A 26711-nucleotide genomic window follows, 5' to 3' on the forward strand; every position below is an offset into this window, starting at 1 on the left:
AATATATATATAAACAAAAAAGCTTTCTATATTTTTTAGAAAGCTTTTTAAATATTAAGTGTTTTAAACTTTAAACAATTCCTTGAGCTAACATGGCATCGGCCACTTTAACAAAGCCTGCAATGTTTGCGCCTTTTACATAGTCGATATAACCATCTTCATCTTTTCCATATTCGATACAAGATTGATGAATATCTGCCATAATTTCTTTAAGTTTACTATCTACTTCTTCTCTAGACCATTTATATCTTAAAGAGTTTTGAGTCATTTCTAAACCTGAAGTTGCCACACCACCAGCATTTGAAGCCTTACCTGGAGCAAATAAAATTTTAGCTTCATGGAAAAGTTTAATAGCCTCTTTGGTAGATGGCATATTAGCGCCTTCACTAACACAAATACACCCATTATCTAATAGCATTTTAGCATCTTCTTCATGCAGTTCATTTTGTGTTGCACATGGTAAGGCTATATCACATTTTACTTCCCAAGGAGTTTTTCCTTCAAAGAATTTTGCATTTGGATATTTATTCAAATATTCGCTAATTCTAACACGTTTCACATTTTTTAACTCCATAACATGAGCTAGTTTTTCTGCATCAATACCTGCTTCATCATAAATATAACCTGAAGAATCTGAAAGTGTTAAAACTTTACCACCAAGTTGTATTGTTTTTTCTGCTGCATATTGAGCCACATTTCCCGAACCTGAAATAACCACGTTTTTACCATCGAAACTATCGCCTTTAGTTGACAACATTTGTTGTGCAAAATACACATTACCATATCCTGTAGCTTCTGGTCTAATAAGTGATCCTCCCCAAGACAAACCTTTGCCTGTTAGAACCCCAGTAAACTCATTTTTTAATTTTTTGTACATTCCAAATAAAAAGCCTATTTCTCTGGCACCTACACCAATATCGCCCGCAGGGACATCGGTACTTGGGCCAATATGTCTAAATAACTCACTCATAAAGGCATGACAAAAACGCATTATTTCGTTATCACTTTTACCTTTGGGATCGAAGTCACTTCCACCCTTTCCGCCACCCATTGGCAAAGTAGTTAGGCTGTTTTTAAATACTTGTTCGAAGGCTAAAAACTTTAAAATACTCATATTTACCGTTGGATGAAAACGTAAACCGCCTTTGTATGGTCCAATTGCAGAGTTCATTTGTATTCTATAACCTCTATTTACCTGTATTTCTCCTGCATCATCTACCCAACAAACTCTAAAAGTTATAACACGTTCTGGTTCGACCATTCTTAATAAAATATTCTTACCATAATAAATATCGTGTTTAACAATATATGGTATTACAGTTTCTGCAACTTCCTCTACAGCTTGTAAAAATTCTGGCTCGTTAGCGTTTCGCTCTTTAACCAGATCTAAAAATGCTTCAATATTTGTTTTCATTTATGTAAAATATAATTATTTGTAAATAATATCGTTCAAAAAAATAAAGTGCTTTATTGAAGATTCATCTAAACTATAAAACGTCAAAAAAACACTTAAATTATTAAATACTTAATATAAGGACAAAATTATATTTTATTTATAAAAAAATAGTTATTATTTTCATAATTATTCATTAAATATTTTAAGAATTCGCTACCATTTTTAATAGTTTGTTTCTTAGTTGAGCTTTTATATATTTGTTTTTGTAATTTGCCTCAGTTAACAAAATCCTATTATGCTCAACTTTAACCGTTTAGCCTCATTAAGCTGCTTGTTATTAATTAACTTCGCCGCACACTCGCAACTTGGATTTTCTCATGAAATTGGTGTTATAGCTGGGCCTACACAGTTTAGATCGGATTTTGGAAGCAGAAATGAGGAGGAAACCAACATTGGAAATTCTGGTATTGGGATTGGGATTGTTCACTATATAAGTTTTGCATACAGTGCCGATTGTAACTGTTATACCACCGACACCTATTTTAACGATCATTTCAAATTAAGAAGTGAGATATCCTGGAATAAAACCAATTTAGACCATCATGGTTTTTGGGTCGCGCCAGATAAAACAGGGATCGAATCTGATAAATTAAGAGCGCATAGCGGCGTTGCCGAAAATTTTGATATTGGCATGCAACTAGAATATTTCCCTTTAAGCATTCGGTCGTTTCAAGCATTTGCTTATCGCATTGCTCCTTTTGTTAGCTTTGGAGTGCATTACACCTCTTTTAACCCTAAAGCCAAAACTACTTACGGTACCGGAGATGTTTTTAATCCGAATGATATTTATTTTGGTTGGACACAAAACTACGTGCCAGGCGTAACAGAATACCCTATAAACATTGATGGAGGCAGCACTTGGTCTGTTGTAGGTAGCATTGGCGCAAGATACAAATTAGGCGTTCTATCTGATTTAATGCTTGATTTAAGATGGCAATACTACTTTAGTGACTGGATTGATGGTTTAGACCATAACTGGCAAAATTACGATAGAAAAAACGATTGGCTTATCTGGCTTAATGTTGGCTACATTTATTATTTAGATTAAATTTTCTTTTTATTTCTATCACTTCATAAAACAATAATTACCTTTAATTAAAGTTAATCTATTTCTATGCAGTTTAAAAAACACATCTTATTACTTTGTTCCTTATTGATTTTGCTTTCTTGTAAAAAAGACATTGAAATAAGCTTTACTAATATTGATGTTACAACAAAAAACAACACGTTAGTTTCCATTAACATTCCGTTCGCTCAAGGCGATGAGAATGTTTCAAAAAAAATAAATTCTGAAATCGATCAAGTTATAATTTCGGCCATAGAAATAGAAGAACCCAATCATTCTAAATCTGAAACTATAGAAGAAAGTATTGATAGATTCAATAAAGCCTACAACGAATTTAACACTCAATTTCCCGATACCACAGGGCCATGGGAAGTACAAATTGATGGTGAAGTACTCGTTTCTAACCCCAAATTAACAAGTATTTCAATTACGTCATACACGAATACTGGTGGTGCCCATGGCAATACCAGTATAAATTTTTTAAATTTTAATTCGGTTACAGGTGAGAAACTTTCTTTGGAAGATATATTTAATGACCTACTTGCTTTTAAAAACATCGCTAAGGAATATTTTGACCAAGCTATAAAGGATAAAAATGGGCTCTTTAATCCAGAGACATTTGAACTTCCAGAAAATATTGGGTTTACAAAAGAAGGTGTTATACTGCTTTACAATTCTTATGAAATCGCACCTTATTCTACGGGTATTATAGAATTTACAATACCCATAGAAAAGATATCTAAGCTCTTAGCTATTAATAGCACGAATTAAAGCCATAACATAGCCATAATGCATACCTTCATGAAATGAAACAAATTGAAGTGCTTCATCTATGGTATGTAATGTATTTCCTGTTGTAGAAACAGTATAGGTATTATAAGTTTTAAACAGTCCATTGTTATAGTCTTCCTTAAGTTGTTCTATGGTAGAAAACAATAACGCTTTAATGGTTTCAACTTCTTCCTCGCATGTATGGCCGTCTGGTTTCGACCCTTTACAGAATTTAGCAATTAGCTCATCGCTTACCATCATTGGTAAGCCAGACAATTTATAACACAGTAATTGTTGGGTAACAACAATATGTCCTATATTCCAAATAATATTATTGTTGAAACCTTCTGGTATTTTATTTAAATCTTCTAAAGAAATAGTATCTAAATATTCTTTAAAAAACTTTCTAGTATTTGGTAAAATTTCTAATGTAAAAGACATGATTTATTTTTTTGCTAAAGATACTTTTAAATGGTTTAATTACCTTTATGATCCTTTAAATTTTATAAAAAATGAAAAAAGTATACTACTTAAAAACCTGCAATACCTGCCTAAGAATTTTAAAAGAATTAAACTTACCGTCAGATTTCATTCTACAGGATATAAAAACAGAAGAAATTACGTCGAAACAATTAGATGAAATGAAGGCTTTATCGGGGAGTTACGAGACTTTATTTAGTAAACGATCTAAACTTTACAAAGAAATGGATCTTAAAAATCAAGATTTAGAAGAACGCGATTACAAGCATTACATTTTAGAGCATTATACCTTTTTAAGCAGACCTGTAATTATTGTTAATGATGCTATTTTTATAGGAAACTCTAAAAAAACTGTCGCCTTAGCAAGCAAGGCTATACACAGTAATTAAAAGCCCTTAAACTTTATTTATAATATATTAAAACTTAAAATTTCCTAATATCAGCTTAAAATTCTATACTTTAATTACCATAAATGTAATATTAATATTGAATTAATACCCCAATTGTTTTATTCTGTTTGCAACTAATGCTCCAAGTACATTATACCCATATTCATTAAAATGCACTCCATCTGCTAACAACTTGCTAGGACAATTACCCTTTAGGATATCAATTTCATCGTTTGTTGACGCCTTTAAACCAGCGTCTTGCAAACCATATTTGTTCATATAATCGTTTAAATTGATATACTTATTCCCGAATTTATCTTGCATCAAAGATTTTAGGATTTCACTTTTGTTTTTATGAGATGTAATTACAATAAACTTATTGTGAGGCAAAAACTCGGTCATTTTCACAAAAACTTCAAAAAGCTGTTTATCATCAGTATAACCTCCATTTTGACCTATAAATATCACTTGTATGTCATCACTATAATCTCTCATTGATGAAGTATATATGTATGATTTTTTTCCCAACTTTCGGGGGTTTCCTGAAATATTTCTTCTTAAAGTAAATTTACCATCAGGGTCATTATGTTTTTTACCTGTCCAAGCCAAAGTACATTCAATATTTTCAATATAACACGGATTAACATGTTCTGAACCTCCTTGTAATATAGGTTGAATATCTCTGTTGTTAAGGGTTGATTTAATACCACTATCGTTTAAATCTCCTAATTCAACAATTGAAGTATCACTAGGTATAGTTATATCAGACAAATATGCAGGAATACCTCCTTGTCTGAAGCCTATTTCTCTAACATCTTCTCCTCATATACCTCTTTGGATAACAGTATAATCATTACCTAATGCAGTTGAAAGTGCTAAGGCATAAGGATTCGTAAGACTATCTCCAAATAAAACAATTTTCTTACTCTTTTTTAAGTGAATTAAACTATCTGTGTATTCTTGTGCTTTTTCTAAAGTAAGCTCAATTTGAGCTTCCATATGTTTTGAAATACTATCTGCGTATTCTTGTGCTTTTTCTAAAACATGCTCACTAAGGAAATTCAAGTGCTGGAAAACTCCTCCAATTAATAGAGTTGGATTTTTTAGTTTAATACCTTCATTATTCAATCTATGGTCTATTCTAAAATACTTAAATATTGCATTTTCGCTAATATAATCAGATAATCTTGATTTTAAAACTATAGTTTGCCATCCCTCAATAAATTTACTTACTATTGCAATGTTAAAATTACCCTCATTTGTTCCTATTGGAATTGATATAGAATTCCCTAATGTAGCGCCTTTGGGAATAAAGACATCTACTGAATACAAAACAAACTCATCATTAGATGGATATGGTGACAGAAAATAAGCGAAGTTTGTTCCTTTATTTATTATCTTATCAATGCATATAACTCCATTTGATACAGACCACACATTAATTCCTTCACCTTTATAATTTCGATATAAATCACTCCAACCGCCCCCTTGTCCTTCTTTATTAACAGTCGCAAATTTGGGGGCCTTAATTTTATTGTTAAACAAGTTAAAATTTGAGTCTTGTGAAAAAGACAATGCATGAACAAGTAATATTATTAATGTTATTAATTTTTTCATTTTGATTTATAAGCTCCTACTTTAATTAAAAATTCAATGTCAATATTTTTTAATAATTCTATCGAATAAAAAGGTTTAATTTGTAATAAAATACTTTGTTTTATTACTAATTGCTAACTAAATATTAGAAACAAATTTAAAAAACATTAACTTAAAAACCTGCAATACCTATCTTAGAATTTTAAAAGAATTAAACTTACCGTCAGATTTTATTCTTCAGGATATTAAAACAGAAGAAATTACGGTGAAACAATTAGATGAAATGAAGGCTTTATCGGGGAGCTACGAGGCTTTATTTAGCAAACGATCTAAACTTTACAAAGAAATGGATCTTAAAAATCAAGATTTAGAAGAACGCGATTATAAGCATTATATTTTAGAACATTATACCTTTTTAAGCAGACCTGTAATTATTGTTAATGATGCTATTTTTATAGGAAACTCTAAAAAAACTGTTGCCTTAGCAAGCAAGGGTAGTATCTCACAAAGTGTGTAAAGTTAAAAATATCGAGGGTTGCAACCCTCGATATTTTTTTGTTTAATTTTAAAATTTACACACTTATGAAGAAAGAAGATTTTCTAAACGACGATTTTTTAAAACAGTTTAAAACAGGAGACGAACTGACCTCCTTTCTAAAATCCATTCAAAAGCGAGGTATTGAAAAGATGCTAGAAGGGGAACTTGATGCTCATTTAGACTATGAGAAGCATCAGCAATCCGATAATAGCAATACCCGTAACGGCTATGGGTCTAAAAAGATAAAAACAGCTTTAGGAGAGACTAATATTAAAGTTCCCAGAGACCGGGACGCTTCTTTTAACCCTATGCTGGTTCCTAAACGCACTAACATGGTTGATGGCATAGAAAACGTCATTATCAGCCTTTATGCCAAGGGTATGAGTAATTCTGATATTGAAGAGCAAATCCGAGAAGTTTACGATTTTGATGTATCCACATCTACCATATCACGTATCACAGATAAAGTTACCAATGATATTGTTGCTTGGCAAAACAGACCTCTGGAGCCCGTATATTTAATTACTTGGATGGATGGCATCGTATTTAAGGTTCGGGAGAACTCCAAAGTCATTAACAAAACCATGTACATCGCCGTAGGACTGCGTAGAGATGGTAAAAAGGAAGTCTTAGGGCTTTGGTTGGGGAAGAATGAATCGGCAGCCTTTTGGATGAGTGTACTAACCGATATGAAAGCCAGAGGCGTTCAGGATTTGCTTATCACGGCCACAGATAATCTTAACGGTTTTACCGACACCATTAAAAACGTTTTTCCTGAATCTAAAACCCAAATCTGCGTGGTACACCAGATTCGTAATGCTTGTCGGTATGTTGTTTGGAAAGACAAGAAAGAATTTACAAAGGACATGAAAAGCATCTACGATGCACCCACCAAAAGTGCAGCAAAAGCCGCCCTAGAAGACTTTGCTCAGAAATGGGAACACAAGTACTCTTACGCTATTAAAAGCTGGAGAGATAACTGGGAAGAACTTACCGCTTTCTATGAATTTCCTTTAGAAATTAGAAAAATCATTTACACTACGAACCTTATTGAAAACCTTAATGGAAAAATCAGAAAATACACTAAAAACAAGCTCTCATTCCCAACAGATGAAGCTGTTATGAAGTCCACTTTTTTAGCCCTTAGAGAGGCTACCAAAAAATGGTCGATGCCTATTAGGAACTGGGGCATTATTTTAAACCAGTTTTTAACTATATTTGAAAAAAGGGTTCAACTTTAAAAAAGTTAAACCCTCGATTTTTAACTTACACACTTTACGGGATAGTGTCCAAGCAAGGCTGCACACGGTAATTAAAAGCCTTTAAATTGAATTTATAATATATTAAAACCAAAAAAGACCTTACATTTCTGTAAAGTCTTTTTTTTGTTTTTGCTCACTCTTAATATGAGTTCTATATTTATTTAATTCAACTTTATATTTAAAACTACAAACTTTAAATATTTTTTTTCTACTAAACACATACACTAATTCCAAGTTGGACTTTTAAAGTTTACCACATTTTAGGCTCAGAAAAATCTAGTTTACAAAATTTAAAATTCTGAATTAAAACTATTAATTATCTCACGGTATTTCTTTGATGAATACTTTTTACTGCTATCATAAAAATCTTCATCGATTAAGTAATCAGGGTGTTTTATATCTATATAATATTCCTCTTCCCAATTTCTTGTGACATTAAATTCTTCACCACCAATTATTAGGTTAACTGTCATGGTACCAATCCAGATATCATACCCATCTTCTTTTTTAATGAATTTATCTGTACCTTTAACTTGTAATTTTTCTGGAACAAAATTAAACTCCAACAAGAAATCATCTTTAATAGCTTTTTCAAGCCCTTTGGCTGAACCTTCTATTAGACCAAATAGTGACTCAACAACTAGTTTTTTGTATTTTATTTTCATTAAATTTTAAACAAATATTTATTTGAAATAAGTGCTAGTCGATTAATTTATGCATTTCTAGTTAATTTATATCAAGAATTTGAGCTATACAATTCGCATATTCTTGGTCAGTATAATCAGTAATACCATTTCTAAATCTCGTATTTGAATTATCAAAATAATTGCTATGAAAGGCAAACAAAGCTCTTTCTACTTCAACAGAATTATTTAATTCATTATTATCCCTAATAATATTAATATGATTCATAAATTCATTATATGTATTCAAACTAATTAATAACTGGGGTGTTTTATAACCTAATGTTCCTGCTATTTTTTGGTCAAGAATTACCATTGAAAAATTACTCCAAAATTGAGCATGTTTTCCCATAAAAGAATGACCAATACCATAAACTTTGAGAAATTCATTAACAGCTCTATAATCATTACCTTTGGCTAATTCTATCCCATCTTTGTAGTGCTGGAGATTAGGGTCTGACATAATCAATTCCCTTGGACTTTTATTGCCTTTACCTTGTACGTAAAACATTCTTGCTGTTTTACCACCCCATTGATTAATTAAATCTACAACTTTTAAAATATCTTCATCATTTAATATATCTTGTTGAATTATATTTAATATTTCATTTTCACAGTCCATTAAATTTCCTTGAAAATCTGACCATGGTAATATATTAACATTACGATATACGGGAATATTTCCAACATTCTCAGTCCATTTAGCAAGCCAATAATTGAAATCTATAGGAGGGTATTTCATAATTAAATTTTTTTTTTTAAATTATTATTTCTTTTAAATGCTCATAAACCATTACCATTGCTAAAGTATCTAATTCGCAATATTTTAGCAATGCTGATTTTATAAAATCTCTTTCATCATCTTTCATATCTGTATATTGTGCCAATCCATAAGCTGTCATCGCTGCTCCACCATCATTAATTTCCTCAATATCACTAACTCTTTCAAAGTTATCATCCCAATCTTTAAATGGTTTATCTAAAGATTTATAAGGATCAACAACCTTTCCGTTTACTTTTGTAATCCAAACTTTATTAGGTTTAAAGTTTTTTGAGGTGATGTTTAAATTAGCTAAAGGCTTACTGTACTTATTAATTATAAACTCACTTGTTTCAAAAACGGCTGGTAAAATGGCTTTTATGGAATTACTACCTCTTGTATAAGGATTATAGTAATAGGCTTTAATCACTTCACATAGGTCAACCATACCTCTTGAGGGTTTCCATATTTCTCCTTTGTAATCTGTACTCTTTGGAGGCGTTGTTAATGATTTAATAAAAGTTATTAATTCAACTCTATCAGGCTCATTAGAATTTTCTAATTGAACTTTAACTTGATTAAGTGTAGAATTTTCATAAGTTGAAAATTGAAAGACAGTTCCATTGTTTTGTTCTAAAGCTAATTTTAATTCTCTAACAAACTCAAAGTTTGGAAATTCACCAGCATTTATATTGATATACTCATTAGCATGCACTATACTGCCATCCTCATTATAAATATGATGTGAAAACTGAAAAACAACTTTCTCATATGGATGCTGTCCAGCATAAAAAGGCAAAGGAGATACTGACGCTTCAAAATCAATGAAATTTAAAGGAAACTGCCAACTATCCATTTCAGCTTTTAACTTGGCTTTTAAAACCTTTGGTTCAAAATCTTTTTCAGTGGCCTTCGTTTTTTGTATTAACTGTCTTTCATATGAGGTCATTCCATCTAAAATAGGTTTAGATACACTTTTAGGCTTTAATAATTCATCATCAATATCTTCTAATTTTAAAATTTCTAACTCTTGAAATGTTTTAAGTTTTGTATAATGTAATTTCCAAATTTCAAAAGCATTTGGGTCTTTAAAATCATCTTCTTTCCAACCCATTTTTTTTGAAAAGCATTCTTTAAAACCAGACTTTAAATTTTGACTTTCAACATCTGTTTTAAACTCACATTTCTTACAGGCTTGAAAATTTAAATCAAAATCGAAATAACGGTCTTCTTTATATGCTTTTGAAAAAAGCTGAATAGCGTCTTCAAATTCATATTCTTTTAAAATCCGATGTTTCCCTGATACTATATTATTGATTACACCAGAAACATCAACCTTTGATAAAACAGATTCTTTGTCAGGATTGTTTAGCTTCAATATTTTTGGCTCTACGCCTGTGCGATTATTAGACTTTTTGGTAACTCTAAACAGCTGATTTAACCCTTCTATTGTAGTTGTTTTATCCTTATCAGCCAACATTAAAAAAGGTGTAACAGTAAATTCAGGAAATGATTTTTCTATAACATATTTCTGAAATGCTACATCAAATAAATAGGGTGCCCAGGACTTTTCTATACCATCCCTTTTTCCAACAAATTCATAATTGGAATTAGAAGAATAAAAGGATTTAGACTTAACTTCAATAAGATTAATTTGATTTCCCTTTTTTTCTAAAATATCAACTCGAATAAAAAGATTGTCAAACTGAAAAGCTGCTTCAAAAATAACTACATTTTCTCTTTCTAGAAGCTTGTTGGTTTCTTCTAACTTATCCTTATAATCATAAGCTCCATCAGACTTTTTATCTTCAATCAAAATACCATTTGGATAATGTAATTTAGCTAGTTCTTCAACTTGAAAACCACCTGATGCTAATGCATCTAAAAAAGGATTATCTACTTTCAAATTAGCATAATCCGTCTTTTTCGTATAATACAATTTGTTAGGACATTCCAATGCTAATTTAAATCTAGACTTTGTAAGTGCTCTCATATAATATAAATATAATTAATAATATGTAATTATGGTTTATTAAATAATTTTAAAAGTGGGATCTTCCTGTTCAAGAAAATATTCTATTTCTGTTTTATGTTCATAGTAGATAATAAGAATTGAAAGAGCGAATGCTGGAAGTAGAGAGCGGGGAACCTTTTCACTTATTAGCATCATATCTAGACCCTCCATTACAGACTGATGCACGTCTGTTTCAGTAATAAAAAACTCAGAAAATGATTCCGTTTGTTTATCCCATTTTGGAGCTATTAAAATCTTGGTACCAAGTTTGTTCTCATAAGTTGGAAGAAAATTTTCAAAAGCACTTTCCCATTTTAAAAAATCAATAGAATTTTTTGGTCTTTTACTCCAATAATTTTTTTGGTATCTGAAATAATAAACACCGAGATTATGAACAATATTCATTTGCTCAATAGGAAATTTTGATTCAGAAAACTCCTTAAATAATTTGAAGTTTTCCTCTGGATTTGTTTCTAAATTATGATTGAAATAAGTTGTAAACTCTTCTGCAAAACCTTCATACCTTAAATCAAATAGAATTTGAAAGTATGGTATTTTTAATAAAAAAGATGGTCGTAACGGAAGTTTCATACTTGATTTTATTAATGGTTAATTATATACAAATGACTATTTTTTAATGGACATATTATGTCCATCTATTGATTAATCCTTTTAAAAAATAATAACAAACACTAGCAAAAAGAATTGGCCACAATAAAATAACCAAATGAGGATTTAAAGGTTCATCTGAAGTTTCTTTATCATTGAATATTTCAATTTTATCAAAACTAGAAACACCGTAGTTTATTAATAATCCAATAATAAAATACAGAGCAATTAAATTTAAAATCATAATATTATTTTTTTACAACATTACTTCCTATATTGGACAAATAACGTCCAGACTATTAAAAAATGAAATCTTATCCAAACCTATCTCGTTTAATTTTGATTATTGATATTTTAAAGAGAAACCGATTAACAAAGGCAAAATTGAAAGATAGATTGGAAAATTTTGATGTTTATGTTTCAGAAAAAACACTGCAAAGAGATTTTAATATTATTAAAGACCTTGGTTATGATTTAATCTTAAACAATTCATACGAGTTATCCATTGAAAATGATATTACCCATGAAATAGATATTTTAAATAAGGTTAAAGACCAAATGAACTCTAATGGTTTACATCAGTTTATAACAGATGAGAACACCTTGCAAACGCCTCCAACTATAAGTTCTGGAATATTGCCAACCATATTAAAATCAATAACAAACAGATTATCCATCAGTTTTGTATATCAATCATTTAATTCTAACCATAAAAGCAGTCGTCATGTAGCACCATTAGTCTTGAAGGAATATAATGGGCAATGGCATTTGCTAGCTTTTGAATTATATTCTGACGACCCTATAGCAAAAGTATTCGGTTGTGATAGAATTAATTCATTAAGTACACAAGAGCAATTTGAGATTAATTTAATAGACAAAAACAAGCAAAAAATCATTGACTTTAAAAACACACTAGGAGCTTCTATGCCTTTAAGCGAATGGGAGCCTTCAAAACCATATTTTAAAGCTCCAACCACAGAAACAATTATAATAGAGGTTAAAGATAATTATTTACCCTATTTAAAAAATAATCCAATTCATTATTCTCAACACATTTCAAATGAGAAAGAAGGTGAATTTACTAAAGTGCATTTTAAACTTATTCCGAATTTAGAATTAATAAAATTTATACTTGCACAGCAAGGTGATATTAAAATAATTGAGCCTGTGAATTTGAAGAAGTTTATTCGGGAGTATTATAAAAACTTGATTTCAGATATTACTTAAAAAGGGAAGCTAATCCTTCCCTTCAATTTCTCCATTTCCAAGCTAATTTTCTTCTGCACAACCTTACCATAGCTTTCTTGTGTTACTTTCATATCTGAATGTCCAAATAACTCGCTTACAATTTCCATTGCCACATTATACCAAGATACATCGGAGACATAGATAATCCTGAAGGAGGAGGAAGAGGTGCTATTCCAGAGAAAAGAACTTATAAATAACATTAATTCTAATCTTTCATACTGACGCGCCTAATAATAAACTTAAAAGCTTTAAATAACTTGGGCACCTTTTTAAAATATACGGGCACCTATTTGGGCACCTTTTCTTGAATAATAACTTGGCAACTTGTCAATTTGCTCAAGTCTTGATAGAATACAAAAAACATGTATAAACCCCTGTAGAAACTGTATAAAACCAAAAAAGACCTTACATTTCTGTAAAGTCTTTTTTTTGTTTTTGCTCCCCCTCTTGGGCTCGAACCAAGGACCCTTTGATTAACAGTCAAATGCTCTAACCAACTGAGCTAAGGAGGAGTGTTAGGTTATTTTGCCTAAGCGAGTGCAAATATAAGAGCCTTTTTCATATCTACAAACTTTTTTTAAAAAAATATAAAACTTTTTTATTTCGAGTTTAGCCACTCGGTAATGCCCTTGTAAACATCGTTTCCATTAGCAAATAATACTAAGGCAATTAGAATAAAGAAGCCTACCATTTGAGCATATTCCATAAACTTATCACCTGGTTTTCTTCCCGATATTATTTCATATAATAAAAACATAACATGACCACCGTCTAAAGCCGGAATAGGCAATAAATTTAAAACGCCTAACATAATAGATAGAAAAGCTGTAATGCTCCAGAAGTTTTGCCAATTCCAATAATCTGGAAAAATATCGTAAATAGCTTTAAAACCGCCAACACCTTTATAAGCCCCTGTGCTTGGTGTGAAAATAGCTTTAAATTGAGTTAAGTACGATGATACTTTATCGCCCGCTTTTTTAAAACCAACAGGAACAGATTCTATTAAACTATATTTTAAAGTTTCGTAATTATAATACCCTAATTTCTCTAAAGTTTCAGGTGTTGAAGCACTCGCATAATACAACGCTAATCGGCCTTCGTTATCAACTTTTAAAGGCACTTGTACTTCTTCATCATTTCTTAAAACGGTTGCCGTTACTTGCTGTCCTTTAAACTTTTCTAAACCTGATTTTACCTGGTCGATATATTTCGTTTTAAAATCGTTAATAGATAAGAAAATATCGCCCGCTTTAATGCCACTCGCTTTGTTAAAAGAAGTATCGGGAACCTGCATAACAATAAAAGGTTCTCTTAAACTTATAAATCCTTTTTCTTTGGCGTCCATTAATTGCGACAAGAAATCTTCTGGCATTTTAATGGTAGTTGTTACACCATCTCTTTCTACGGTTACTTCTTTACCAAATAATACTTTTTCAGAAATTTCAGAGAATTTTTCAATTCTATCACCATCAACAGAAATAATTTTATCCCCGGTTAAAAGCCCAGCTTTATTAGCCACCGAACTTTCAATTAAAACACCGTCTTTTATGCTAGCATTAGGTAAAAATTTATCGCCATAGGCATAACTCATGCCTATATAAATAAGAATGGCCAGCAAGAAATTTACAGTTACACCACCTAACATAATTATTAAACGTTGCCAGGCTGGTTTAGAACGAAACTCCCATGGTTGTGGTTCTTTCGCCATTTGCTCGGTATCCATACTTTCGTCTATCATACCAGAAATTTTAACGTAACCTCCTAAGGGCAACCAACCAATTCCGTAAACGGTATCTCCAATTTTCTTTTTAAACAAAGAAAATTTCACATCAAAAAAGAGATAGAATTTTTCAACTCTGGTTTTAAAAGCTTTGGCAGGAATAAAATGTCCTAATTCGTGTAATATTATTAGTAATGAAAGGCTCAATAAAAATTGAGATATTTTAATAACAAATTCCATATATTTTCTTTCGATTTTTTATAATCGCGTAAAAGTAAGCTTTTAAACCAACTTTAAAAAACCATTTGTAGTATGTACTTATATTTAACAAGAATTTAAAGGTATATAAAGGCATGAGGTGTTTAATTTTAGCCGTATTTTTGCATAAATTAAATTTTAAACAGCAATATGTTATCGTTTTTTAAAGATTACAAAACCTTTGGAATTGTTTTTTTAATTCTTTCTGTAATTATTATTTCCATAATTTATAATACACTTAATGTGTACCAGCCGCTTCCCATTTATCAACCTACTATGGTAAGTACCGAGTTAGTAGACAGCACCATTCAGTATAAGAGAAAGTATCATAAAATTGCCGATTTTAAGCTTATCAATCAAAATGGAAAAACCATAACTCAAGACGATTATAAAGACAAAATTTATGTGGCAGATTTCTTTTTTACCACATGCCAAACCATATGCCCTATTATGACAGGGCATATGGCCGAAATTCAAAAAGCAATTTTAAATGATGATGATGTAATGCTGCTTTCGCATTCGGTAACACCAGAAATTGATTCCGTAGCCCAACTAAAACGCTATGCACTTGAAAAAGGTGTTGTTGATAGCAAATGGAATTTAGTAACAGGCGATAAAAAGCAAATTTACGAACTTGCCAGAAAAAGTTATTTAGCCGTTAAAACCTTTGGTGATGCGGGTCCTTTTGATATGATACATACAGAAAATTTTATGCTTATAGATAAAAAACGACAAATTAGAGGTTTTTACGATGGCACAAATGAAGAGGACATTCAAAAATTATTAAATGATATTGATATTTTAAAAGAAGAGAAATAATTTTTTGTGATGCTAAAGATGGGTTGTAGTTTAAGCAATATATTATTGAAAAAAACGAATTATTAAACTTTAAACCTCTAAACTTTTTTAACTCTTAAACTTTTACCTTACTTTTGCCTCTTTAAAATCAATCTAAATAAGCTTGGAGACTACTTTAGCCAATTTAAAACGAGGCGAACGCGCCATTATACGGGATGTTTCTTCTAGAGAAATACCCTTAAAATTATTGGAAATGGGTTGTTTACCCGGCAATTTTGTCGAGCTTGTTCAATTGGCACCTTTTAAAGACCCCATGTACCTCAATATTAATGGTTCTCATGTGGCAATTAGAAAGGAAACTGCTGTTCATATTTTAATTGAAAAAGTAGATGAGTAAACAAATAAATGTTGCCTTAATTGGTAATCCAAATACCGGAAAAACCTCTGTTTTTAATGCTTTAACTGGGCTAAACCAAAAGGTGGGAAACTACCCGGGTATAACCGTAGAGAAAAAAGAAGGTATTTGCAAATTGCCACGTGGTGTAAAGGCGCATATTATCGATTTACCCGGTACTTACAGTTTAAATGCCTCGTCGCTAGACGAGAATGTTGTTATAGAATTACTCTTAAATAAAAACGATAAAGATTTTCCAGACATAGCTGTTGTTGTTAGTGATGTAGAAAATTTAAAACGTAATTTATTGCTGTTTACTCAGATTAAAGATTTAGAAATCCCAACGCTTTTGGTTATTAACATGGCCGATAGAATGCGTTATAAAGGCATTTCGTTAGATATCGATTATCTGGAAAAACAACTTCAAACCAAAATAGCACTGGTTAGTACCAGAAAAAAAGAAGGTATAGACACTTTAAAACAGCTTATTTCTAATTATAAAGATTTATCTATTACGCCTTGTTTAAATGCTTCTGAAATTGATAAAGATTATTTTGATAGCTTACGCCATGCCTTTCCAAATCAATTACTTTATAAATTATGGCTGGTTATTACTCAAGATGTTAATTTTGGAAAAACCGATAGAAATGAAATTGAAGCAGTTGCCAATTTTAAAACAAAAAGTAAAATTGATTTAAAGCGTTTACAGCAAAAAGAAACCATAAAACGATACCAATTTATAAACCATGTTTTAAAAGTTGGACAAACCATAGACATATCGCAAGCCAAAGATTTACGCACCAAACTAGATCGTATTTTAACGCACCGCGTTTGGGGTTATCTTATTTTCTTTTTAATTCTTTTAACCATTTTTCAAGCTATTTACGATTGGTCTAGCGTACCAATGGATTTTATAGACAATACTTTTGCTCTGCTTAGCGAGTGGGTTAAAGACAAACTTCCTTCTGGCGCCTTTACTAATTTATTGGCCGAAGGTATTATACCAGGACTTGGAGGTATCGTTATTTTTATTCCTCAAATTGCCTTTTTGTTCTTGTTTATTTCGGTGCTTGAAGAAAGTGGTTATATGAGTCGTGTGGTGTTTTTAATGGATCGCATCATGCGTCGTTTTGGTTTAAGCGGAAAAAGTATTGTGCCGCTTATTTCGGGTACAGCCTGTGCCATTCCGGCTATTATGGCAACCCGCAACATTGAAAGTTGGAAAGAGCGCCTCATAACCATTTTAGTAACCCCATTTACAACCTGTTCTGCCAGACTACCTGTTTATTTAATTATTATTGCTTTAGTAATTCCAGAAGGTCGAATTTTAGGATTGAGTTACCAGGCTTTAACACTCATGTTACTCTATTTAATTGGGTTTTTAACCGCCATTATTTCGGCAGCTATTTTAAATAAGATTTTAAAAATAAAAAGTAAAACGTTTTTTGTTGTTGAAATGCCTAATTATAAACTTCCACTATTTAAAAATGTGGTTTTAACTGTAGTAGAAAAAACAAAGGCTTTTATTTTTGGGGCAGGAAAAATTATTTTAGCCATCTCTATTGTGCTTTGGTTTTTAGCGTCTTATGGTCCTGGCGATAATTTTAATGATGCAGAAGCTATTGTTAAAAAGCAGTACAGCAATGAAAATTTAAGCCAAGAAGATTTACAACACCACATCGCTGCACATAAACTAGAACATTCGTTTATTGGTATTACAGGCCGCACCATTGAACCGCTTATTAGACCTCTTGGTTACGACTGGAAAATAGGTATTGCCATTGTGAGTAGTTTTGCTGCACGCGAAGTATTTGTTGGCACTTTAGCAACCATTTACAGTGTTGGTAATGATGATGAAGCAACCATAAAAAACCGAATGGCAGCAGAGGTTAACCCGATTCTTGGCGGACCACTATTTACGTTTGCATCAGGGATATCTTTATTGTTGTTTTATGCTTTTGCCATGCAGTGCATGAGTACCTTAGCAGTTGTAAAACGCGAAACCAATAGCTGGAAATGGCCCGTTTTACAACTTACCATCATGAGTGGTTTTGCTTATTTTGTGGCTTTAATTGCTTTTCAGTTTTTGAAATAATACCTCGCTGCGAAGGCAAGCATCTCATGAAATGAAACTGTAATATTAACGACTAAAAAAACGTGAACACCATACTTCAAAATATTTTAGTTTTTTCGGCACTCGGTTTGGCTGTATATTTTTTAATTAAAAAATACTTCTTAAAAAAACCGAAGACTAAAAAAGCATGTGGCAGCAACGATTGTGGTTGCCATTAATCTTATTGCTTTAAAAAGGCTTCTAAGTAATTGCTGGTGTTTAAATATTCAACACGCATATTTCTTAAATATTTTAAAATAGCTTCTCTGTTTATATAATCTGGCTTTAAACAGTCATTAAAAAGGGCATCTGCTACAGTAACAGCCACATACCAACTACCTGTTCTTGATATATAACTATCTTCAAAAAAAGGTTCTTTATCATTAGATTGCAAAGCGGCATCAATAAAAACAGGAAGTATATTGAATGTTTTTGTTGTAATTTCGACTTCATGAAATGAAAAATAATATACCGAACCATTAACTTCAAAAGGCACATTCCACGCTACATCTTGATGGTTTAATGCGTATTTTGTATTTACATAATTGTAAAATTCATCGGCGTCTTTGGGGTCTTCAAAAATAAAGGCATACCTTTTAGGAAGCTTTCTTTTAAACTTCTTGGCTACCATTACTTTATCGGTTTTAATGCTGGGAGCAATTCGTAACGGAATACAAGAAAAACAACCTAATGCAAAGCATATCAAAATAAAATGTTTCATATCCGTTAAGTATAAGTAACCTAAAAACCTACATCAAAAATTATACCTCTAATTCAAAGCTGGTTTTGCAATATTAATACTAAATCCTACCGATAAATAATTCATGGTATGATTAACACCCGTACCAAAAGAAAAATCTATTTGGCACTGCTCATGAATTAAATACGTTATACCGGCATCAAAATTAGCCTCATGTGTATCGACATTTACAATGCTTCCGTAAGGTTCTAAATAAAAACTAAACCTATTTGAAACAGCTATCCCTAAAGCGACGGAGTAAGTTAAATCGCCGTTACCATAACCAAAATAGTCGTAGCCTAAATTATAACCCAAACCAAGCGTTTCGTTTAATTGGTGAGAAATAGAGATTTTATTAATAGTACCAAGATTTTCATTAGATAGAAATTTTGATCCTGTTGGTAAAACCAGATGTGATAGAAACGCTATTTCTGTATTTATAGTTTCTTTTTTTAAAAGTTGAATTTTGGCACCTATTTCTAAATCACTTATTCCACTTTTTTCGATTGAATTTGTTTGATTTTTTATGCTTTCAAACTGATTCACAACGCGAATTTCAATGCCTTTCGTTAGGCCATATCTAAACAATGTTGATGGCGCTAACAGTTGCCTTTGCGAACTAAATGCATCTTCGGTAAAACCAATTAAAATACCAGATTCTATTTGAAAGCTACCTTGTTCTACTGTTGAAGAACTCTCGGTTTGGTCGGGTCTGTCTGTAATAATTTGGGCAAAACCAGTGTAGCCCATTATTACCATCATAATAATAGTTGTTAAAATATGTTTCACATGAAATTATTTATTCTGAAAAAACATCAGAAATTTAAAAAATGACTCTCCAGATTTGAGCGACTAAAAAAGTAACTACAAACCCTAAAATTACAGGCATAACTGAAGCAAAAACGGTCCATTTTAAACTTTTCGTTTCTTTATAAATGGTGTAAATAGTTGTGCTGCACGGATTATGTAATAAACTAAAAAGCATCAAATTTATAGCCGTTAAAAGTGTCCAGCCACCGGCTCGAAGCAAATCGCCTGTAGCATTCATAGAATCTAATTCGAACATAACACCAGCGCCTTCACCTGCATGAGCGCCCGTTACTAAAACGGTTAACATTAAAATGGTAGGAATAACAATTTCGTTGGCAGGTATAGCAACTATGTAAGCCAATAAAATAACCCCATTTAAGCCCAGTAAAAATCCGAAACCATCCATAGAATCAATTAACAAAGCTGCAATACTTTCGCCACCTATATGAATATTAGAGATAAGCCATATTACAGCTCCCGCCGGTGCGGCAAACACAATAGCACGCCATAAAACAATAGCCGTTCTGTCTATTAAAGATGTGTAAATGGTTTTCCAAAAACGCGGTGGTCTGTACGGTGGTAATTCTAAATTAAAAGTAGAAACTTCACCTTTTAAAACGGTTTTAGACAGCGCCCAAGATACTCCAAACATAAAGGCCATACCTAATACGGCAATTCCTATTACTGCTAATAACGACACAACGCTAGAAAACGATTCGGGAACAACAGCACCAATAAAAATGGTAGCTATTAAAATTTGAGTAGGCCAGCGCCCATTACACAATGAAAAATTATTGGTAATAATGGCAATTAATCGTTCACGCGGACTATCAATAATTCGTGTTGCAACAACACCGGCAGCATTACAACCAAACCCCATACTCATGGTTAAGGCTTGTTTGCCATGGGCACCCGATTTACTAAACAACGAATCTAAATTAAACGCCACACGTGGCAAATAGCCAAAATCTTCAAGTAGGGTAAACATTGGAAAAAAGATAGCCATGGGTGGAAGCATTACCGCTATAACCCAGGCCACGGCTAGATAAACGCCGTCTATTAAAAATCCGTCGAGCCACCAAGGCATTCCAATACTAGCTGCGCCACTTTTTAAAGCCGGATGAATGGTATCTAAAAACAAATTTGCTAACAACGAAGACGGATAATTAGCACCCACAATAGTTAACCAAAGAACCGTTGCCAGAATTAAAAACATAATAGGAAAACCAAAGGTTTTGCTGGTAACAATCTTATCTATTTTAGCATCCAGACGAAAGCGTCTTTTCGAGTTATCTACCTGTACGGTGTCTTTAACTATATTAGCAGCATCTGCATAAATACTTTCGGTTAAATTATCATGAAAATCGTCGCCAATTTGCCAACGTAATTCATTAGATAGTTCAATGATATTATCAATGTTTTTTTGATTCATATGTTTAAAGTTTAAGCAAATTCTCCCGATTTCAATGCTTTAATAATTTGCGTATCACCTTCTAACAATCGAAAAGCAATCCAACGACTGTTAGGAATGTTTGGGAATTCTTTTTCTATTTCTGTGGTAAGTGTTTTAAGTGCTTTCTCAATACTGGCAGGCACACTTTTAATTTTGTGTGGTTTACAAATAATGTTTCCATTTGCAATGTCGCTTATGGTTTGAATTAATTCGGGAATGCCCTTATTATATCGCGCACTTGTAGGCACAACCGGAATACCCAAATCTCTTGCCAGTGTGCGCTCGTCTATATTTACATGATTGCGTTTTGCTTCGTCCATTAAATTTAAACACAACACCGCTTTATCTGTAATCTCTAAAATTTGAAGCACTAAATTTAAGTTACGTTCCAATCGGTTGGCATCAACAACAATAACGGTTACGTTAGGTTTTCCGAAAAGAATAAAATCTCTTGCAACTTCTTCATCTTCAGATGTTGAAAGCAACGAGTATGTACCCGGCAAATCTACCAATTTGTATTTTTGAGTATTATACTCAAAACCCCCTTCGGCGCGTGTTACCGTTTTTCCAGGCCAATTTCCAGTATGTTGGCGCAAACCGGTTAGGGCATTAAAAACAGTACTTTTTCCTGTATTTGGATTTCCAGCTAATGCGACAACAAAATCGAATTGATCGGTATTAACACCTAATTTTTTTAATCCATCGGCATTAAAATGAGCACATGTATCGCAAGCACTTTTTACTTTAGTTTCCATGGTTTAATCTTTTTTAATTAAAATTTTAGCCGCCTGATCTTTCCTTAAGGCAATAGACGTTCCTTTTATTAAATAGGCATGTGGTTGCCCCAGTGGGTTGATTAAATCTATTTTTATAGATGCGCCCTTAACAAAACCTAAATCTAGCAAACGCCTTCTGCTATCGCCCCTACTCTCTTTTGAAATTCCAATAATTGTGGCGGTTTCATTTTCGTTTAAACTAGATAATCTGGCGATATTATCTTCTATAACGACTTCCTTTTCTATGGGGGCTACGGTTAAATTGGCAGCCACAATTGGTGCCAATCGAAACGTTTCACCTTCCGATTGAAATACAATACGCGTACTGTTATTTTCTAAAACCCGAATAAGCGACCCTATGTGAATATTTTCAGCTAGAATTTGCTTGTAAATAACCTCCGGCTCATCTTCTATGTGTGTAATACGGCCCACCGAACCTACTTTTAAAAGTGGTAATTCTACCCCACTAACTTTAGCAACTTTTCCAGTTTTAGTTGGAATGGGGTCGCCATGCGGATCGAACTTGGGGTTTCCCAAACGGGCAGCTAATTGTTCGGCTTCATCATGGTCTAATCGGTGTTCCATAGATTCAGCTCTATCGTGCCATTCGGTTTTATGAAACCCGGTTTTATCGGCCAAATAACGCTCCCAAAGACGATGCACTCTAACAATTCTTAGGGCATAATCACGACCCGTTTCGGTAAGTTTTAAAATATCGGACTCGAAATAAATTAAATTGTTAATCGTCATTTTATTAATAGCCTCAACAATTCTAGTATTGTTAAAATCTAACACCTGAACTAAGGTTTTCATATCTACCTTGTTGTCAGAATTTTCAAAATGATATAATTGCTTTAAAATATCTTCAATAATAATTTTCTCATTTCCTTTTAAATTTTTCTGAAGTATCCAAAACCAGCCTTTTACAGGCCTAAAAAGCACAAATAGTATAACCGAAATTATAAAGAAAATAATGAGAGCTGTTATGGGATTATATGTATTCATACTAAAGCGTTAAAAATAAATTTTGTGCTACTTCATTTGAAATAATCATTTTTTTCTCCTTTGTTTCTATGGTTAAAGATTTATCGAAAGGCTCAAAATCTACTATTTTTATGGAGTCGCCTAAAGCGAGGTTGTTTTTGTTTAAATATTTTAAAAACACATCCGACGAATCGTTTACAAGAGCTAAAATGCCCGCTTTACCAATTTCTACTTCTAAAATATTTACACTTTTATTTGGCAAACAATTGCCTTCTTTGTCGGGGATAGGGTCGCCATGCGGATCGTGGGTTGGAAACCCTAAAAAGGCATCTAATTCGTTTACTAATTTTAACGATTTTATGTGCTCCAGTTGTTCGGCTACTTCGTGCACCTCATCCCAAGAAAAATTGAGATTTTCAACTAAAAAAACTTCCCAAAGCCTGTGTTTTCTTATAACCAAAGCAGCAGCCAAACGGCCTTTCTCGGTTAAGGTAACCCCTTGATATTTTATATAATTTGCTAAATCTTTATCGGCCAATTTTTTAATCATATCGGTAACCGATGATGCTTTAGAGTCTATTTTCTCTGCAATAGCATTGGTACTAACAGCCACTCTGCCCTGATCGCCAAGGTTATAAATGGCCTTTAAATAATTTTCTTCAGATAATGTTACCATAAAAGTTATTTGTAAGGCAAATGTAATAAATAATTTATATAAATGTAAATATATTTTTAGTCTTGACTAAAAAATAAAAAAACGAACGGCTATATGCAATTAAAGACAGATTTTAACTACATTGTTGATTGAAAAAAAACAAGAATACTCATGGCATCACACAACGAACTTGGTAAAATAGGCGAGCAATTGGCTGTAGACCATCTTATTAAAAAAGGGTATGAAATTCTTGAAACCAACTACCGCTTTGGAAAAGCTGAAGTAGATATTATTGCTAAACTAAATGATACTCTGGCTGTTATTGAAGTAAAAACGCGGTCTAGCTTAGACTTTGGAAACCCTGAAGATTTTGTAAAACCTAAACAAATACAACGCCTTGTAAAAGCTGTTGATGATTATATAGAAGTGAACGATTTGGATTTGGAAGTGCGTTTTGATATTATTGCGATTGTAAAAACAGGAAATAAATTTGTAATCGAACATTTAGAAAATGCTTTTTATCATTTTTAATATTCGTTCTTTTTAAACTTAAATATATTACAATTAGGGATTAATTTCCTGACTCAATAAAATAGTGTCTTTGTTCAAAAATGTTCTAAAATTACTTTCGGATGGATGCCCCAAAAAAGGGGCATAAAAAAAGGTCTGTGTATCATTACGCCAAATCATGGTATACGAAATAGCGCTAGAGCGTATTGCTTTATACAAACTCTCTGTCCACCAATCGTTTTGAGTTACATTTTGTAATCCTGTTTCTGTAAGTGCAAACAGCTTGTTTTTTTCTCGAGCAATAGTTTCTGTTATCTGCAAATTAGTTAAAGCATTTTGTAAAAAACGCCCATTTTTAAAATCATATACATCTATACCAAGTATGTCCACATAGTTATCTCCTGGATAATTTTTTAAATATTCTGCACGACTTGATAACAAATTAGGTGCATACACATAGAGTAAATTATGAACTTCTAACTCATTTGATAAGATGTCTACTGTATCTCGCCAAAGTTGAATGTAGTCTTCAGTTGTTCTAAAACCTTCACCCCAAAAGAAAAAGTTGCCATTCATTTCATGCCATGGTCTAAATAAAATGGGAATAGGCTTGCCATCAGCATCTACTAAAGCTTTAAATAAAAGAGAAGCTTTCTGTAGTGCACTAAAAAAGTTGTCTCTGAGATCTCCCCCTTCTAGCATTCTGGATACAACACCATTTATAGTATCGTCTCCTCCCAGCTGCATTGCGTTGGGGTTTACCATGTGCCAGCTCATTGTTATTATACTTCCGTTTTCATGAGCTTCTCTAACTTTGGTCGCAAATTGCGTTATGAATCTATCTAGATAAAACCTTTGAAGTGATATCAATTCTAAATCAAATCCAACTATAGCTGGATAATCTCCAGTAACTAAATTAAAGTCATTATCTAACTTATTATCTACGGGAAAGTTATTACCTGTTCCAAAAGGTGCTTGCTGTCCAAAAGCAATTCCTTGTTGGCTTATATTTTTAAGCTTAGTAAATAGATCCTTAGCTTCAATACCTAAATTGACATCGGCAAAAACACCTGTGTCGATAATTGTATTGGGAACTCGCTCTTTGTTTATGTCTAACAATAAAGAATCATCATTAGAACAACCAAATAAAAAAATAAGTAACAATAAGCCAGTAAAATATTTCATATGTACTTTTTATGTTTAGTCACATAAAGCACCATGTCATTACAAAAATTTTACCATAGAGCAAAATATACTTAACCAAGCTTACAAATAGAAAGAACTATTTTTTTCTACCAAAATAGTCCATCAATTCTTTTAAATCTCTTGGCTTATTTACAATGCGTTTCTCTTTATCTAAAATAAAATACGTAGGTGTTTCAAAGACTCCATAAGCATCACAAATTTTATTTTCCCATTTTCCAGCGCCATAAACATGAATAAAATTGGGGAATTTTTGAGTTAAGCTTTTCCACTTACTTGGCTCTTCTTCCAAGGCGATGGCAATAACTTTTAAATCTTCTTTTTTTAAGGTTTCTACATATGTTTTTAATTGGGGTACTTCATTTAAACAATGCGAACAGGTACTACTCCAAAATACAATTATGTAATTTTTAGCCGATTTTAATTCACTTAATTTAGAAGCTACTTTTTTTCCGTCTTTAGTAATTTCGAGGGCAAAATCGGGTGCAACATGTCCGAATGACAAGTTTCTAAATAAAGACAACGATTTTATTAATGCCGTATCGTTTAAATCTTTAGCGATGGGAATTAAATATTTATCTGAAATATAATTAGCAACAGTTTCATTTTTTAAATCGGCCATTTGTTGCCACAAGCTGGTAAGCAAAATACGCTTTACTTTTAACGGTGCGGGCTGTAAAGCTTTACAAAACACATCGATATTATTTTTATAATTGGTGTTTTCGTATAAATTATCATCGGAAATTCCGAAAATATAATTCAACATACGCTCCTCTAAAAAGCTGGAACTTTGCAACACCGGATTTGTAAAATCTATAGCATCGAAATAATGTGTCTTTAAATTGCTAATATATGTTTCAACATTAACAAACTTTTTAGGTGTGTACGGTTTATTAGCTTTTATAAAATTTAAAGCCAAAGTGCCTTTCGCTAACTTTTCGTAATTAGCCTGGGTTTCAATTTGGGTTTTAAAAATGGCTTTTAAGGCCATAGAATCTTTACTTTTTTCTCTAAAGAATTTAGTAATACTGCCTGTTATCATGGACATACTACTGGTGTAAGAAGCCAAAAGTTTGTTTTCTGAAGAGGTTTTAAATTTGATGCCAGTTTCGGTATTGAAGGTTAATTCGATGTTTTCTTTTTTATTGTAAATAACATCGAAATTGAAATCTTCCTGAGGTACCGCATACACAATACGATACATCCCTTCTTGAGCATTAGCATCTAAATTAAAAACAAAACTACCGTCGTCTTTTACTTCGGCATTTGTAACATATTGCGATATGGTTGGTGTTACTTTATACAACAAAGCCACTTCGTAATTCTCGGGTGGAGAAAATACACCTTTAATGGTATGTTGTGCGAATACCAGATTAGAAATTAAAAATAAAATGCAACTTATATACTTCAAAATACCTATGTTTTT

Annotated in this window: 26 protein-coding genes, 1 tRNA gene and 1 pseudogene; 10 read left to right on the forward strand and 18 right to left on the reverse strand. The window is 32.2% G+C overall.

The features are described from left to right. Positions 1–70 precede the first annotated feature (70 nt). The gene (gene gdhA, locus AW14_RS02800) at positions 71–1414 is read right to left on the reverse strand and encodes an NADP-specific glutamate dehydrogenase (protein ID WP_044637433.1); all 1344 of its coding nucleotides are present in this window, start codon (positions 1412–1414) and stop codon (positions 71–73) included. 277 nt (positions 1415–1691) lie between these two features. Between gdhA and AW14_RS02805 the strand changes: the two genes are divergently transcribed. Further along, positions 1692–2504, forward strand: a complete 813-nt coding sequence (locus tag AW14_RS02805; protein WP_044637434.1) for a THC0290_0291 family protein — start codon at positions 1692–1694, stop codon at positions 2502–2504. A 66-nt stretch (positions 2505–2570) separates the two neighbouring features. Beyond that, positions 2571–3293 carry a DUF3298 and DUF4163 domain-containing protein gene (locus AW14_RS02810; protein WP_044637435.1) on the forward strand — a complete coding sequence of 241 codons (723 nt, stop codon included), beginning with the start codon at positions 2571–2573 and terminating at the stop codon, positions 3291–3293. On the opposite strand, the gene AW14_RS02815 is transcribed toward AW14_RS02810, so the two are convergent. Further along, on the reverse strand, positions 3270–3734 hold the full coding sequence (locus tag AW14_RS02815; protein ID WP_044637436.1) for a DinB family protein: 465 nt from the start codon (positions 3732–3734) through the stop codon (positions 3270–3272). The genes AW14_RS02810 and AW14_RS02815 overlap by 24 nt on opposite strands. 71 nt (positions 3735–3805) lie before the next feature. Between AW14_RS02815 and AW14_RS02820 the strand changes: the two genes are divergently transcribed. Then, the gene (locus AW14_RS02820) at positions 3806–4162 is read left to right on the forward strand and encodes an arsenate reductase family protein (RefSeq protein WP_044637437.1); all 357 of its coding nucleotides are present in this window, start codon (positions 3806–3808) and stop codon (positions 4160–4162) included. A 102-nt stretch (positions 4163–4264) separates the two neighbouring features. On the opposite strand, the gene AW14_RS02825 is transcribed toward AW14_RS02820, so the two are convergent. Both AW14_RS02825 and AW14_RS02830 read right to left on the reverse strand, forming a co-directional pair. Continuing rightward, on the reverse strand, positions 4265–4933 hold the full coding sequence (locus tag AW14_RS02825) for a hypothetical protein (protein WP_044637438.1): 669 nt from the start codon (positions 4931–4933) through the stop codon (positions 4265–4267). Between the two features lie 51 nt (positions 4934–4984). Then, positions 4985–5779: a hypothetical protein gene (locus AW14_RS02830; protein ID WP_044637439.1), complete on the reverse strand. Its 795-nt coding sequence runs from the start codon at positions 5777–5779 to the stop codon at positions 4985–4987. 145 nt (positions 5780–5924) lie between these two features. Here AW14_RS02830 and AW14_RS02835 point away from each other — a divergent pair, with 145 nt between their 5' ends. Together AW14_RS02835 and AW14_RS02840 are read left to right on the forward strand one after the other, a co-directional pair. Then, entirely contained in the window at positions 5925–6275 is a 351-nt protein-coding gene (locus AW14_RS02835) for an arsenate reductase family protein (protein WP_044637440.1), read from the forward strand. 65 nt (positions 6276–6340) lie between these two features. After that, positions 6341–7537, forward strand: a complete 1197-nt coding sequence (locus tag AW14_RS02840; protein ID WP_044637031.1) for an IS256 family transposase — start codon at positions 6341–6343, stop codon at positions 7535–7537. Positions 7538–7848: 311 nt separating this feature from the next. Here the strand turns inward: AW14_RS02840 and AW14_RS02845 are convergent, their stop codons facing one another. The 5 genes from AW14_RS02845 to AW14_RS02865 all read right to left on the reverse strand — a co-directional run bounded on the left by AW14_RS02845 (position 7849) and on the right by AW14_RS02865 (position 11868). Then, positions 7849–8223, reverse strand: coding sequence for a hypothetical protein (locus AW14_RS02845; RefSeq protein WP_044637441.1), 375 nt, complete (start codon positions 8221–8223; stop codon positions 7849–7851). Positions 8224–8284: 61 nt separating this feature from the next. Then, a complete protein-coding gene (locus AW14_RS02850; RefSeq protein WP_044637442.1) occupies positions 8285–8983 on the reverse strand; it encodes a hypothetical protein in 699 nt (232 codons plus the stop codon). 16 nt (positions 8984–8999) lie between these two features. Continuing rightward, a complete protein-coding gene (locus tag AW14_RS02855; protein WP_044637443.1) occupies positions 9000–10994 on the reverse strand; it encodes a DUF2779 domain-containing protein in 1995 nt (664 codons plus the stop codon). Between the two features lie 39 nt (positions 10995–11033). Further along, the gene (locus tag AW14_RS02860; protein WP_044637444.1) at positions 11034–11606 is read right to left on the reverse strand and encodes a hypothetical protein; all 573 of its coding nucleotides are present in this window, start codon (positions 11604–11606) and stop codon (positions 11034–11036) included. 55 nt (positions 11607–11661) lie between these two features. Then, complete coding sequence (locus AW14_RS02865) at positions 11662–11868, reverse strand: hypothetical protein (RefSeq protein WP_044637445.1); 207 nt, start codon at positions 11866–11868, stop codon at positions 11662–11664. Positions 11869–11930: 62 nt separating this feature from the next. Here AW14_RS02865 and AW14_RS02870 point away from each other — a divergent pair, with 62 nt between their 5' ends. Further along, positions 11931–12851 (forward strand): helix-turn-helix transcriptional regulator, encoded by a 921-nt coding sequence (locus tag AW14_RS02870; RefSeq protein WP_044637446.1) that lies wholly within the window; start codon positions 11931–11933, stop codon positions 12849–12851. Between the two features lie 459 nt (positions 12852–13310). Here AW14_RS02870 and AW14_RS02875 read toward each other — a convergent pair. Continuing rightward, positions 13311–13384: transfer RNA gene (locus AW14_RS02875), tRNA-Asn, on the reverse strand. A gap of 86 nt (positions 13385–13470) precedes the next feature. Next, positions 13471–14832 (reverse strand): RIP metalloprotease RseP, encoded by a 1362-nt coding sequence (gene rseP, locus AW14_RS02880; RefSeq protein ID WP_044637447.1) that lies wholly within the window; start codon positions 14830–14832, stop codon positions 13471–13473. A gap of 168 nt (positions 14833–15000) precedes the next feature. On the opposite strand from rseP, the gene AW14_RS02885 reads away from it, so the two are divergent. From AW14_RS02885 to feoB (AW14_RS02895), 3 genes are all read left to right on the forward strand, one after another. Next, positions 15001–15669: an SCO family protein gene (locus tag AW14_RS02885; protein WP_044637448.1), complete on the forward strand. Its 669-nt coding sequence runs from the start codon at positions 15001–15003 to the stop codon at positions 15667–15669. 142 nt (positions 15670–15811) lie between these two features. Further along, the gene (locus AW14_RS02890) at positions 15812–16045 is read left to right on the forward strand and encodes a FeoA family protein (protein ID WP_044637449.1); all 234 of its coding nucleotides are present in this window, start codon (positions 15812–15814) and stop codon (positions 16043–16045) included. After that, a complete protein-coding gene (gene feoB, locus AW14_RS02895) occupies positions 16038–18137 on the forward strand; it encodes a ferrous iron transport protein B (protein ID WP_044637450.1) in 2100 nt (699 codons plus the stop codon). The genes AW14_RS02890 and feoB (AW14_RS02895) overlap by 8 nt, the downstream gene beginning before the upstream one ends. 199 nt (positions 18138–18336) lie before the next feature. Here the strand turns inward: feoB (AW14_RS02895) and AW14_RS02900 are convergent, their stop codons facing one another. The 5 genes and pseudogenes from AW14_RS02900 to AW14_RS02925 all read right to left on the reverse strand — a co-directional run bounded on the left by AW14_RS02900 (position 18337) and on the right by AW14_RS02925 (position 23593). Continuing rightward, on the reverse strand, positions 18337–18876 hold the full coding sequence (locus tag AW14_RS02900; protein ID WP_044637451.1) for a hypothetical protein: 540 nt from the start codon (positions 18874–18876) through the stop codon (positions 18337–18339). Between the two features lie 48 nt (positions 18877–18924). Continuing rightward, a complete protein-coding gene (locus AW14_RS02905; RefSeq protein WP_154662107.1) occupies positions 18925–19683 on the reverse strand; it encodes a transporter in 759 nt (252 codons plus the stop codon). Between the two features lie 34 nt (positions 19684–19717). Then, positions 19718–21912 (reverse strand): annotated as a pseudogene (feoB, locus tag AW14_RS15005) (ferrous iron transport protein B). A 3-nt stretch (positions 21913–21915) separates the two neighbouring features. Beyond that, on the reverse strand, positions 21916–22938 hold the full coding sequence (locus AW14_RS02920; protein WP_084708749.1) for a metal-dependent transcriptional regulator: 1023 nt from the start codon (positions 22936–22938) through the stop codon (positions 21916–21918). 1 nt (position 22939) lies between these two features. Continuing rightward, on the reverse strand, positions 22940–23593 hold the full coding sequence (locus tag AW14_RS02925) for a metal-dependent transcriptional regulator (RefSeq protein WP_044637455.1): 654 nt from the start codon (positions 23591–23593) through the stop codon (positions 22940–22942). A gap of 150 nt (positions 23594–23743) precedes the next feature. Here AW14_RS02925 and AW14_RS02930 point away from each other — a divergent pair, with 150 nt between their 5' ends. After that, positions 23744–24103 (forward strand): YraN family protein, encoded by a 360-nt coding sequence (locus AW14_RS02930; RefSeq protein WP_044637456.1) that lies wholly within the window; start codon positions 23744–23746, stop codon positions 24101–24103. Positions 24104–24136: 33 nt separating this feature from the next. On the opposite strand, the gene AW14_RS02935 is transcribed toward AW14_RS02930, so the two are convergent. Beyond that, complete coding sequence (locus AW14_RS02935) at positions 24137–25201, reverse strand: glycoside hydrolase family 26 protein (protein ID WP_169744652.1); 1065 nt, start codon at positions 25199–25201, stop codon at positions 24137–24139. A 163-nt stretch (positions 25202–25364) separates the two neighbouring features. Further along, on the reverse strand, positions 25365–26696 hold the full coding sequence (locus AW14_RS02940; protein ID WP_044637458.1) for a peroxiredoxin family protein: 1332 nt from the start codon (positions 26694–26696) through the stop codon (positions 25365–25367). Positions 26697–26711: the final 15 nt, after the last annotated feature.

It is taken from the genome of Siansivirga zeaxanthinifaciens CC-SAMT-1, from assembly GCF_000941055.1.
GTDB classification, from domain to species: domain Bacteria; phylum Bacteroidota; class Bacteroidia; order Flavobacteriales; family Flavobacteriaceae; genus Siansivirga; species Siansivirga zeaxanthinifaciens.